The sequence below is a fragment of the Mesorhizobium sp. B1-1-6 genome (assembly GCF_006443035.1).
Lineage (GTDB): Bacteria > Pseudomonadota > Alphaproteobacteria > Rhizobiales > Rhizobiaceae > Mesorhizobium.
Genome location: NZ_VFWR01000005.1, coordinates 333,367 through 345,518, shown reverse-complemented (window position 1 = coordinate 345,518; position 12,152 = coordinate 333,367). Strand labels below are relative to the sequence as shown.

At 60.8% G+C, this 12,152-nt stretch carries 12 protein-coding genes; 9 read left to right on the top strand and 3 right to left on the bottom strand.

What is annotated here, in order from left to right:
* Positions 1 to 27: 27 nt before the first annotated feature.
* Positions 28 to 714, top strand: coding sequence for a Crp/Fnr family transcriptional regulator (locus tag FJ979_RS12985; protein ID WP_140498483.1), 687 nt, complete (start codon positions 28 to 30; stop codon positions 712 to 714).
* 264 nt (positions 715 to 978) lie between these two features.
* On the opposite strand, the gene FJ979_RS12980 is transcribed toward FJ979_RS12985, so the two are convergent.
* Together FJ979_RS12980 and FJ979_RS12975 are read right to left on the bottom strand one after the other, a co-directional pair.
* Positions 979 to 1,251: a hypothetical protein gene (locus FJ979_RS12980; protein ID WP_140498482.1), complete on the bottom strand. Its 273-nt coding sequence runs from the start codon at positions 1,249 to 1,251 to the stop codon at positions 979 to 981.
* A 224-nt stretch (positions 1,252 to 1,475) separates the two neighbouring features.
* Positions 1,476 to 2,213 (bottom strand): Crp/Fnr family transcriptional regulator, encoded by a 738-nt coding sequence (locus FJ979_RS12975; RefSeq protein ID WP_140498481.1) that lies wholly within the window; start codon positions 2,211 to 2,213, stop codon positions 1,476 to 1,478.
* Positions 2,214 to 2,436: 223 nt separating this feature from the next.
* Between FJ979_RS12975 and FJ979_RS12970 the strand changes: the two genes are divergently transcribed.
* The 6 genes from FJ979_RS12970 to FJ979_RS12945 all read left to right on the top strand — a co-directional run bounded on the left by FJ979_RS12970 (position 2,437) and on the right by FJ979_RS12945 (position 8,271).
* The gene (locus tag FJ979_RS12970) at positions 2,437 to 3,789 is read left to right on the top strand and encodes a substrate-binding protein (RefSeq protein ID WP_140498480.1); all 1,353 of its coding nucleotides are present in this window, start codon (positions 2,437 to 2,439) and stop codon (positions 3,787 to 3,789) included.
* Between the two features lie 185 nt (positions 3,790 to 3,974).
* Positions 3,975 to 4,850, top strand: a complete 876-nt coding sequence (locus tag FJ979_RS12965) for a branched-chain amino acid ABC transporter permease (RefSeq protein WP_140498479.1) — start codon at positions 3,975 to 3,977, stop codon at positions 4,848 to 4,850.
* An 11-nt stretch (positions 4,851 to 4,861) separates the two neighbouring features.
* Positions 4,862 to 6,697, top strand: a complete 1,836-nt coding sequence (locus FJ979_RS12960) for a branched-chain amino acid ABC transporter ATP-binding protein/permease (protein ID WP_140581320.1) — start codon at positions 4,862 to 4,864, stop codon at positions 6,695 to 6,697.
* Positions 6,694 to 7,392: an ABC transporter ATP-binding protein gene (locus tag FJ979_RS12955; protein WP_140567251.1), complete on the top strand. Its 699-nt coding sequence runs from the start codon at positions 6,694 to 6,696 to the stop codon at positions 7,390 to 7,392. The genes FJ979_RS12960 and FJ979_RS12955 overlap by 4 nt, the downstream gene beginning before the upstream one ends.
* Before the next feature lie 83 nt (positions 7,393 to 7,475).
* Entirely contained in the window at positions 7,476 to 7,754 is a 279-nt protein-coding gene (locus FJ979_RS12950) for a hypothetical protein (RefSeq protein WP_140567254.1), read from the top strand.
* 64 nt (positions 7,755 to 7,818) lie between these two features.
* Complete coding sequence (locus FJ979_RS12945; protein WP_140581319.1) at positions 7,819 to 8,271, top strand: VOC family protein; 453 nt, start codon at positions 7,819 to 7,821, stop codon at positions 8,269 to 8,271.
* 201 nt (positions 8,272 to 8,472) lie between these two features.
* On the opposite strand, the gene FJ979_RS12940 is transcribed toward FJ979_RS12945, so the two are convergent.
* The gene (locus FJ979_RS12940; RefSeq protein WP_181165372.1) at positions 8,473 to 9,714 is read right to left on the bottom strand and encodes an ROK family transcriptional regulator; all 1,242 of its coding nucleotides are present in this window, start codon (positions 9,712 to 9,714) and stop codon (positions 8,473 to 8,475) included.
* A gap of 111 nt (positions 9,715 to 9,825) precedes the next feature.
* On the opposite strand from FJ979_RS12940, the gene FJ979_RS12935 reads away from it, so the two are divergent.
* Both FJ979_RS12935 and FJ979_RS12930 read left to right on the top strand, forming a co-directional pair.
* A complete protein-coding gene (locus tag FJ979_RS12935; RefSeq protein WP_140498473.1) occupies positions 9,826 to 10,878 on the top strand; it encodes an N-acetylglucosamine-6-phosphate deacetylase in 1,053 nt (350 codons plus the stop codon).
* On the top strand, positions 10,875 to 12,068 hold the full coding sequence (locus tag FJ979_RS12930) for an extracellular solute-binding protein (protein ID WP_140581317.1): 1,194 nt from the start codon (positions 10,875 to 10,877) through the stop codon (positions 12,066 to 12,068). The genes FJ979_RS12935 and FJ979_RS12930 overlap by 4 nt, the downstream gene beginning before the upstream one ends.
* Positions 12,069 to 12,152 lie beyond the last annotated feature (84 nt).

The following is a 12,152-nucleotide window of genomic DNA, read 5'->3' as shown; positions in this document are numbered from 1 at the left end:
TTATCCGATCGGCAACTTGGGGGCGACATGGCTTTTGGCGGCGCGAACGAAAGAAATGATCTGCCGCGCCTTGCACGGATCGATCCGCGCCTGTTCGATCTTCTTTTCGGCGGCTGCAAGGTTGAACGCCACGCGGCGGGCCAGATTCTCTTCGTCCAGGAAGATCCATCCGATCGTATTTACGGGGTTATGAGCGGGACGGTGGAGATCTCGATGTATTCGCCGGGAGGCCGGAAGCTGGTGGCCAATATCGAGCTTTCGCACAGCTTGGTCGGAGAGATCGGCGCGCTCGACGGGCGCTCGCGCACCGCAACCGCTACTTGCCTGACCGTTTGCGATCTGGCCTCGCTCGGTCGGAAGCAGCTCTTCGATCGGATCGAAAAAACCCCACCTCTGGCACGCGCCATGATTGAGCTTTTGTGCGCACGGCTGCGTTGGGTCAGCGGCGAACTTGGCGATCAGGCTTTCTTCGGCATTGAGGCCAGGCTGGCAAAGCGACTGGCCTTTTTGGCCGGCGTTATGGCGGATGGCTCAGGTTGGATACCGATCTCCCAGTCCGAACTGGGGGAGTTCCTGGGCGCCACGCGCGAGTCCGTCAACAAGACGCTTAACGATTGGCGCAACCGTTCGATTATCGCAATCAAGCGTGGTGGCCTGCGCATAACGAATGCCGGTGCGCTTCGTCACATTGCCGAGTCACAGGACGATGACTGATGTCGCCATTCGCAATCGGCGCGCGCATCAGAGCCGCGAATCAGATTGCGCAACGAAGACCGGATCGGCATGAAGGGATAGTCCTCCACCTGTCGTGGTGACGAACTGGGAACCTCCGTTCAGCATCCTGACGCCGTCCCAGGCGATTGGACCTGCCACGGCTGTCGCGCGATCTATGGTGGGGCTTTTCTCAATAGTCCGTCGGTCAGTCGGTACCCGCTCAAGGAGGCAGAGCGGTGGCGCTAGCCACCGCTCTTATCTGGATCAATTCCGGCAGTCCGGGCTGACAGGATCGTACTGGTGTGGGCTGACCCCCATGCACTTGGAGTTCGAAGCGCCACCAGGCAATCCGATCGACCCGGTCGGGAAGCCATACACCGCTTCTTCTGAAGCCAATGAATGTTGACCCTTCAAGTCACCCGGGGCTTCGAAGTCACCATTGTCGGCTCGCAGACTGTGGACGAAGGTCGAGTCGATCGCGAACGAAGGCACCGTGAGGATGAAGAATGCAGACGCAGCTGTAATGATCTTATACATGTTTCTCTCCCTTTGGTTGATGGCATCACAAAATTCGTGATGAGAACGAAATTGGCTTAGTTTAAAAACCAACTTCCTCTTCGGGCTTGATCTTTGCTATTTTCTTTATGATCTGTCCGAAAGAGAGACTAAATTGCCTGCTCTGTCATCTCTTGTACGCCGCGGGTGAGATTTGTATGTGAAGGAATTCACGCAGGGTGCTAATATGATCGACGGGACGCTTTTCATTCCCGCTGCTTCAGCACCGGGATCGGAACGAGGGACATCGGCTGGTACTGAGCCAGTCTTCGAAGGCCCGCAAGATCAGTCAAGTCGATGAAGCGCGCGTTGCTGGTGATAAGCTGTTCGGCGCGCAATTGCTGAATGATGCGATTGAGATGGGGCACGCTCAACCCGAGCGCGTCCGCCATGATTTCCTGTGAAAACGGCAGATCGAAACTTGCTTCGTCGGCGCGTTCGACTTCCAGGAGACGCGCGTGAATCTCCAGCAAAAGGTGCGCCAACCTTTCAATCGGAGTGCGCCGACCTAGATTGACGATGTGTTCCGCATAAGTCGCTGCCTCTTGGGCGGCGAGCCAACTTAACACCAGACCGAATTGGGGCTGCTCGTAGCAGAGACGAATGTACGCGTCGAACGAGCAGACGGCGTAGGTCAGTTCGCTCACGGCAACGACCGAACAAGTGGATCGATCGAAAAAGCTGACCGGGAATCCAATGACATCACCGGGCAGGATGAGCTTCAGGATTTGCCGCCTGCCGCTGCGCAGCAACCTGTAGCGGATCGCGTAGCCGTCTTTAACAAAGCACAGGTTTCGGAACTCGGAGCCGTGAACGACGAGTTCCTCCCGTTTCCGAATGGTAAGATCGCGCTCGAAGATTGCCTCAAGACGTTTGATGTCTAGCGAATCCAGCTTCATTGCACGTGTCAGTCGGGTCACGATCGGGTGGCCGGTCAGCGGCATGCCATGCTCCAAATGTTCATGACCTTCAACGAAACTTTCCTATGCTTATTAATCCAGATCAATGAACAGAATTATCAAACGAAAGTTGTATTGACTGGCAGGCCTACGCCACTGCGAATGCCCATGCAAATAGTCCATTTTCAGCGTTTCGCTGGAAAAAACCGGTTTGCGGGAACAACAAATGAGAGCCGTCCGACGGCTCCACGCTAAGGAGGAACAGCTGATGCCGCTCGACGATCAAAATACTTCCAATATATCCCGCCGCACCATGCTGCACGCGGGCGCAGGTCTTCTCAGTAGTGCCGTTCTGCCCTTATCCAGCTTTGCGGCTTTTGCAGCCGACGACAAGCCCGCGATAGGCACCTGGCCGGCCGGGTCGGCGGGCGACACCGTCCACATCGGAGCCGCGGTGCCCCTTACCGGTGCCTATGCCGTGCAGGGTGCTGATGAACTTAAGGGCTGGCAGCTGGCGGTCGACCACATCAACAACGGCCATGAGTTGATGAAGGCGTTGGCGCCGAAAGTCGACAAGGGGTTGCTCGGCAAGAAGGTCGAGCTGTTGTCCGCCGACAGCGCGGCCAAGCCAAATCAGGCCGTCGAGCTCGAGCAGAATTTCATCCACCAAAACAACATCATCCTGATGACCGGCTCGACTTCATCAGCGGTCGCGGTTGCGCTCAACAAATTCGCGCAGCGCGAGAAGATCCTCTACGTCGCGGGCATCTCCGGCTCAAACGACACGACAGGCAAGGACTGTGTCCGCTACGGCTTCCGCCAGAACTTCTACGGCCAGACCGCAGCCAACGCGATCGGCCCGATCCTTCTGAAGACCTACGGAAAGGGAAAGAAGGCGGCATTCATGACGCCGGACTACACTTACGGTCACACCGTCACCAAGTCGGTGAACGACTACCTGACCTCTCAGGGCGGATGGGAGATGGTGACGGACCAGGTCTCGCCGTTGGGCACCCAGGATTTCAGCCAGTATCTCACCAACATCGCCAATTCAGGCGCCGAATTCATTGTCAACGTCAACTGGGGCCGCGACGCAGTGCTGTCGATCCAGCAGGCCAAGCAGTTCGGCCTGACTCCGAGCATGAAGATGGTCATCCCCTACCAGATACCCTTCCTTGCCAAGGAAGTGGGCCCCGAACTGACAGCCGGGGTTTTTGCCGCTACCGATTTCTGGTGGACCCTGCAGGACAAGTATCCGCTCGCCAAGCAGTTCGTGGACGCGTTCCAGCAAAAGTTCGGCTATCGGCCGGAATGGGGCGCCGAAAATGCCTATGTCAGCTTCGCTCATTGGGCCCGCATGGTGTCGCAGGCCGGTAGCTTCTATCCGCCGGACGTCATCAAGCAATACGAGAAGAGTGAGACCATCCCTTCACTCGTCGGCGACGTTCATTATCGGCCGGAAGACCATCAGTGCGTGCGACCGGTCGTACTCGTCCAGGGTAAGGACCCCAAGGACATGAAGAGCGACGACGACTACTGGAACGTGGTCGAGGTGGTCGATGGCGCGCCGCTGATGCAGAAGCCTGACGAGTTCGGCTGCAACCTGGGCAGCTACACCTGATATCCCGCAGCGCCTTCTCCGCCCGCCACGGGTGGAGAAGGCGCTCGCACCGGGACTGGCTCTGGCTGGACGCAGACGGTTCGTCTCCCGGCGGTCGGTGGAATGTCGATTGTTCGCGACTTATCAACCAAACCCTTGCTGGCGCGAGGGCAGGGCATATTTTTCATGATTAAGGTGGGCGCAGAGTGATCAACTGGGCAAATTTCATCTCGCAGTGCTTCAATGGGCTCGTGCTCGGCGCGCTTCTGGCGCTGATCTCCTCCGGGCTGACCATCATCTACGGGACGCTCGGCGTCCTGAACCTTGCCCATGGCGCGATGTTCATGCTCGGAGGCTATGCCGGCTGGCTCGCCTACACCTACACAGGTTCATTCCTCGCCGCGGTGGCGGCCGGATCGCTGTTCGTGATGATCGTCGGGGTGTTGATCGAGCGGCTGATCATTCGCCATTTCTACACGCGGCCGCTCGAGGACCAGCTTCTCGTCACGTTCGGGCTCGGCATCGTCTTCGTCGAGACGGTCCGCTTCTTCTTCGGCAGCCTCTCGCGCACGGTGCCGCCGCCCGCCTCGCTGGTCGGCATCACCCATCTGGGCTTCATGGTCTATCCCACCTACCGATTGGCGCTCCTCGGCATCGTCGCCCTGGCGCTGCTGATGCTCTATGTCGTGCTCTATCGCACCCGCATCGGGATGATCGTGCGAGCAGGCATCGAGGATTCGGTAATGGTCGATTCGCTTGGAATCGACGTCTACAAGATCTTCATGCTCGTCTTCGGCATCGGAGCCATGGCGGCCGGCTTCGCCGGCATTGTCAATGCACCCGTGGTGTCGATCGCGCCCGATGTCGGGGAAGCCATACTGGTCCAGACCTTCGTGGTCGTGGTGATCGGCGGCGTCGGTTCCTTTCCGGGCGCGATCCTCGGCGGCCTCATCGCCGGCGAAATCATCAGCATCACCTCGATGTTCAATCCCGGTTATTCCTATGTCATGCTGTTCGTGGCGATGACTCTGGTGCTGGTGCTTCGCCCGCACGGGCTGCTCGGCACGGCAGGGCGCGAGTAGATGCGGTCGCCATGAACATCAAACATCCCTTCCTTGTCGAGCTTCTGACGGCGCTGGCGCTCGTCCTGGCGCCGTTCGTGCTGCCCCATCTCGGCTTTTCGCCCAGCACGATCAATCGTATCCTTATATGGGGCCTGTTCGGGATCGGCTTCGACATCCTGTTCGGCTACACGGGATTGCTGTCCTTCGGCCAGTCGGCCTTCTACGGTACTGGCGGGATGTTCGCCGCCTATCTCCTGACTGAAACCGGCTTCTCCTATGTCATGGCTGCCATCGTCATGGGCGCCGTCGTGTCGGGTGTCGTCGGCTATGTGATCGGCCTGATCGCCCTGAGACGCACCGGCATCTATTTCGCCATGATCACGGTGGCGATCGCCGAAGTCTTCTTCTTTGTCGAGTTCAATCCGCTCTCGGCATTCACAGGCGGCGAGAACGGCTTGCCTGGCGTGCCAACCCCGGTCGTCAACCTCGGCTTCACGGTACTCGAATTCAACACCGACTGGACGATGTATACCTTCCTGGCGTTCTGGTATTTCGTGGGCATTGTCGTCGCACTTCGCATCGTACGCTCGCCGGTTGGCGCGATCCTTTCGGCAATCCGCGACAATCCGCTCCGCGCCGCGGCGCTCGGCCACGACATACACGGCTACAAGCTCACGGCCTTCGTGATTGCGGCGATCTATGCCGGCTTTGCCGGCGGCCTGTTGGGCGTCATGCAGGGCTTCATGCCGCCGGACGCTTTCATGTTCGACACGTCCGGCCAGGTCGTGATGCAGACGGCGATCGGCGGTGCCGGCACACTGTTCGGGCCGCTGGTGGGCGCGACGGTGTGGCTGTATCTGAGCGACTTTTTCCAGAACACATTGCATCTCGGCGCCACATGGAAGTTGGTGCTCGGCATCGTTTTCGTGCTGCTGGTCTGTTTCCTGCGGCGCGGCATCGTCGGTGCGATCGTCGATCTCTATGGGTTGACCGGCGGCCGCAAGCGCATCGAACGGGCCAATACTGCGGTCGAGAGTGCGCCGCACGTCGTGACCGTCGTCGAACCGATGCCGGCGCGCCGGCATGGCACTGCGCCAGCATCCGGACCGATCCTGCAGGTGCAGGGCCTAACCAAACGCTATGGCGGTATCACAGCCAACAGCGACATCGACTTCAGCGTCGATCATGGGGAGATACGGGGCATCATTGGACCCAACGGCGCGGGCAAGACGACGTTCTTCAAGATGCTCACCTGCGAGATCGCGCCGACCTCCGGCCGCATCATGCTGGCCGGCCGCGACATTACGGGCATGGGTGTGTCCGAGGTGTGCCAGCTCGGGCTCACCAAGAGCTACCAGATCAACCAGCTGTTCGACCGCCTGACGGTGCGGCGGAACCTGATGATTGCCGCGCTGGGCGAGGCGCGTGGAAAGTTCCGGCTTGACCTGTTCAAGAGTATCCACAGCGTTCCCGGTCTCAATGAGCAAGTCGAGCGAACGGCGGCGCTGGTGAACCTTACGGCGCGGCTCGATCGGCCCGTTTCGGAACTGCCTTATGGCGAGAAGCGGCGGCTGGAAATCGGGCTTGCGCTGGCGACGTCGCCGAGCCTGCTCCTGCTTGACGAGCCGCTTGCCGGCATGAGCCCGCGCGAGCGCGTCGAGACCGTGGCGCTGCTCAAGTCAATCGCGCGTGGACGCACGATGATCATCATCGACCACGACATGGATTCGCTCTTCGAGCTGGTCGAGAAAGTGACCGTCCTGCAGGAGGGCAGGGTACTGGTCGAAGGTATGCCCGGTGCGATCAAGACCAACGCAAAGGTGCAGGAAGCCTACCTCGGCGGGGTACATGGAGAGGTGGCATGAGCCTGCTCGAAGTCAGGGCGTTGAACAGCTATTATGGCGACAGTCACATTCTGTTCGACGTTGCATTGAGGGTCGAGAAAAACGAGGTCGTGGCGCTGCTCGGGCGCAACGGCGCGGGCAAGTCGACGACGCTGAAGAGCCTGATGGGCGTGGTGATACCCCGTGCCGGCTCGGTTGAGCTCGACGGAGTTGAGCTGGTGGGCAAGAAGGCGCACAGCATCGCTCGGGAAGGCATGCAGCTCGTGCACGAGAATCGGCGCATCTTCGGCAGCCTGAGCGTCGAGGAAAACATCATTCTGGCCGGATTGACCGCCGACGACCGGTGGCCGCTGGAACGCATCTACACGATGTTCCCACGGCTGAAGGAACGGCGCACCAGCCGTGGCACGGATCTCTCGGGTGGCGAACAGCAGATGTTGGCCATAGCCCGTGCATTGGTGCGCAACCCGAAGATCCTTCTGCTTGATGAACCCTTCGAAGGACTTGCTCCAGTCATTGTGCACGATCTGGTGCGCGCCTGCCGCGAACTGGCCCAGGCAGGGCAGACAATCGTGCTGGTGGAACAGAACATCGCCGCGACGCTGGCGCTCGCGAGCCGCGTTTATATCATCAATAACGGCCATATCGCCCACGAGGGCCCGGCCGCCGAGCTCAAGACACAGCCGGGGCTGCTGCAGCATCATCTCGGCGTCTAGGGGCGAGCAGCCGCGGATGGCGTTCGACTTCCGACCGCCTTCGGCCATCCGTGCTTCATGCCGGCGACTATCCAGGCCATCGCTTGCAGGACCGTATCGCCTTCTGGCGCCAGCCGCTGATCGCCGGAAATATCAGGACAGTCTCCAGGTTGGAGTCGGCCTGGATGATTGCCGACCTGCCATGTTGGAAAAGAGAGGTACCGTTCGATTTTCGAGGAATTTCAAGTCGAGCCGGCGGCGGCTTCGGCGGCAGTCGAGCAGATGATCGCGTGGAACCCGGAACGGATCGTGTCGACGCACGGTTGATGGTCTCCGGCGGTGCGGTGGCCGAACTGAGGCGGGCTTTCCGCCGGGTCCTGTAAAGAGCGTTTCGCCGGCTTGTGCACCGCAAGCGAGCGCTCTGATATTTGGCGCGAGGACACCGAGATGACTGAACGACCAGAGAGATATCGAAACGCGATTGTCCCTCACATCTATGTCAACGGGGCGTCGGATGGGATCGCGTTCTATGAGCGGGCATTCGGAGCGATGGAACTGTTCCGAATTGCCCACCCAGACGGCAAAATCATGCACGCCGAGATTTTGATCTGCGGAGCCGTGATCATGATCGGGGATCCGGACGAGAGACTATACGGCGAGCCGCGGACACTTGGTCGCTGCACAGCTGGCCTTCACATCTTCACTGATGATAACGCGACCTTGCTGCGGCGCGCGGTCAAGGCTGGCGCGGAAGAGATTCAGCCACCCACGAATATGTTCTATGGCGCCAGTTCCGCCACCGTGCGCGATCCCTTCGGCCACGTCTGGGTGCTCCTGTCGTGGAGGGAGGACCTCGATCCGGCAGAGATGGAACGGCGCGGGAATGCGCTCCTGGCCTAAAGAAGAAAACGCTGGCGACATGCTAAATGCGGCTGTTCGCTGTGCGGCTCGCTAGTGAGAACCGGCTCGAAAACCTCCGCGAGGCAGTGAGCTTCGCCCGAGCGGCGTCGCAGCATTCTCCACAGGACGTGAGAGGTGTGGGGCATCGAGATTGCTCCCGGATCTCTGAACCCGCAGCGTCAATCATTCAGATGCTTCGCGTCAGGGCATCGGCCTTTGCCGCTTTCCATTCCGCCGGCTCCGCCCTGCGCCATTCGGTTTCCCCTGCGGCGTGCCGAGCAGCACGCAAACGGCGATTTCATGAAGCGGTTGCGCGGCGCCTTGGACGACGTAGTCCAGGCTGGAGCGATCGGAGATCAGGGTCGGCAGGCGCAAGGTGCCGATCAATCCTTCCGCCTCGAAGCGGGAGCGTAGAAGTTCGTAGAGTCCGGCATTGCAGGTAAACGGGCCGGTGATGAACACCTTCTCGGGGAAAAGTAGCCTGCAGGCGTTCCCCAGCGCGCGCGCCATAAGATCGACGGCGACCCGGATTTCGGGAATATCCGTCAGCTCCATCGTCTCGATTTGGCTGGAGAGGAGTTCCTCCTCCCCTGAAGCCCACGGATATATCTCCCGTATGACCGGCAACAGGGCTGACAGCGAAGCTGCTGTTTCGAGACAGCCCCGGTTGCCGCATCCGCAGGGGCGATCCTTGAGCACGTTGAAACGCCAATGGCCGATTTCGCCGAAGGGACCGCCCTGGCGCATCGGCGCATCGTCGCTGCCGCGATAGGCCAGGCCGATGCCCCAACCCCAATGAAGAATGAAGGCGCCTTCCAGCCTTTCCATGCCCGGCACGGCGTATCGGGCGCTCAATTCGACATCCAGTTGGCGAAACAGGAACACGCGCGGCGTGATGCCGTCGAGCGCCTTGCCGACGTCGAAATCGCGAACGTTCGGCCATCGCGAGGTCAATATCCACGTCCGGGTCTTCACGTCCACGATGCCGGAAACGGCAACGGACGTTCCGACATGACGCATGCCAGACGGGCAGCTGCCGAGCAGACCGGCGACAAGGTCACGCATCGTCGCGGTCATGCGGGCCGAATCGGCGTCGGACGGAACATGGGCGGTTTGCCGGGCGAGGACACTTCCGCGGAAATCGACAAGGACGCCAACCAGTTCCTGGCTGGAAACAAGAAGGACGGTCGCGCCCGCGCAACCGGGGTTCAAAACGATTTGCGCCGGTGGGCGGCCACGGCCGCTCACCTGGCCGACGCTTTGCTCGATGATGCCCCTGCCGACGAGGTCGGCGATGGCGCGCGAGATCGCCATCGAGGTCATGTCCAACTCGGCGGCAAGTGCGGCGCGGGATTTGCCGCCGCCTTCGTGCAGGCTGGCGATGACGCGTGCGCAGTCGCGTTGGCGGGCGTCCTCGAAATCCGCGGTGTAGAGCGTCAACATGCCCGGATTCTTTTCCTTTCGCATTTCTGGATAACATTATTCAAAAATGGCTTGCAAGCGGTATCAAGCCGTGTACTCTCCGCGTAAGGAATCTTGGCGATCGGCCGCAACATGATTACTCCCGGTCTGGTCGACATGCAGGTCAATGGCTTCGCCGGCGTCGATTTCAACTCGGGGACCCTGACGGCGGCGGAACTCGACGAAGCGCTGGAGGCCCTCCTGGCGTGCGGCGTGACAGCGTGCCTGCCGACGATCATCACGGCAAGGCCGGACGAATTGTCGGCGCGGTTCAGCGCTCTCGACAAGGCTGTCTCCGAAAGCCGCCTCGGTCCCCTCATGTGCCCCGGCTATCATCTGGAAGGTCCGTTCCTCAATCCCGCCCCGGGTTATTCCGGATGCCATCCCGCCTCGGCGATGACCGCTGCGGATCCTGCGCTCATTGAGCGCCTGCAGTCGCTGCTCAAGCGCCCGATCCTTTTGACGACGCTGGCACCCGAAGTGGAAGGTGGCATTGCTTTCATTAGGGCCATGAACCGGCACAACATCCTTGTTTCGATCGGCCACTCGGCTTGCGGTTTTGAGCTCGTAGCGCAGGCCGCGGCGGCTGGCGCTGTCCTTTCCACCCATCTCGGCAACGGGCTGCCGCAAACCTTGCCGAAACTGGACAATACCCTGTTTGCCCAACTGGCCGAAGACCGTCTCGCCGCGACATTCATCGCCGACGGGATTCACGTTCCGCCAGGCGCGTTGAAATCGCTGGTCCGGGCAAAAGGGCTGGACCGGTCGGTCCTGGTTACCGATGCCGTTTCGGCGGCCGGTGCGCCGCACGGATCTTACGAATTTGCCGGAATGCGGGTCGAGAGCCGCGCCGATGGCTCGGTCCGCGTTCCTGGCGGCATCGGGCTCGCCGGGTCGGCGCTGCGACTGGACGACGCCGTGCGCAACCTGGTGCGCTGGGGCATTGCCGGTTTCGCACAGGCTGTCGATATGGCCTCGGCAAATGTGATGGCGCTGCTGCAGCCGGTGCTGGACGCGCATGGCCTTCGCGTGCCCGCCAGCGAGATCGAGTGGGCGCCGGACATGACCATCACCCGTGCGCGCGTCGGAGAAGAAGAACGCGAATACGACCGGCAAACGACAAAATGGGAAGGAAGACAACCATGACTGCTCGTGAACTCAAGGTGAATCGCCGCACCATCCTTGGCGGCATTGGCGGTACATTCCTCGCCGGCACGACGCGGGCCTGGGCGCAGTCACCCAAACTGCCGGCATCGCCGGTCGTCATTTCGGTGATGGACGTGGGCGGCGCGCTGGCGCTTTCGCAGCCGGCCTTCGAAAACTACGCCAAGAAATATCCCGAGCGCACCGAACGGATCGTCTTCACCAAGGCGCCGGTGACCGAGCTTGCCGGAAAGCTGCGCGCGCAGCAAGAAGCCAACCGCGTCGATATCGACATGGTGCTGACCGGCTCCGACGGTCTGGCGGCAGGCCTAGCCAACGGCACGTGGATCAAGATTCTGCCGGATTTCAACGACAAGTTCCCCAAAATCGAGGACAATTACGAACCCGCCGCACTGGCCCTGCACAAGAAGCAGGGCGCGGGATATGGCGTTGTCGTCAACTACTATCCTTCCGGCCCGCTGATCGAATACGCGCCTGAGCGGGTGAAGGAGGTTCCCGGCTCGGTCGAGGAGCTGCTAGCCTGGGCCAAGGCCAATCCGGGCCGCTTCATGTATGCGCGGCCCACCAATTCCGGCCCTGGCCGTACATTCGTGATGGGTCTCCCCTACCTGCTCGGCGACAAGGATCCGCAGGATCCCGTCGACGGCTGGGAGAAGACCTGGGCCTATCTGGCAGAGATCGGCCAGTATATCGACTATTATCCCGCGGGCACCGGCGTCACCATGAAGGAGTTCGGGGAAGGCAGCCGCGACATCATCATTTCGACCACGGGATGGGACATCAATCCGCGCGCCCTCGGCATCGTGCCGGAATCGGCAAGGATCGGCACGCTCAAGGGCTTCCATTGGGTTTCGGACGCCTTTTTCATGTGCGTTCCGAAAGGCATTTCCGACGACAAGCTCGCCGTGGTGCTTGATCTGATGGCATTTTTGCTTACGCCCGAAGCGCAGGCTTATTCCTACGATGAGGGCTATCTCTACCCCGGCCCGGCGGTGAAGAACGTGCCTGTCTCCATGGCGCCGCAGCACAGCCAGGACATCGTCAAACGTTTCGGCAGGGACGAGTATGCCAGCCTCATCGCCGATAACCCGATCGAACTGCCGCTGCCGCCGGAAAAGATGATCGCCGCCTTCCGAAAGTGGGACGAATTGGTCGGCGCAAAGAAATCCTGATGCTTCGCCAAAGGCCGGCCGCGTCGAGGGGCTGGCGCTAGGATAGTGCAGCATGCCAGGCGCGGCCTGACGCGGCCTGTCCGC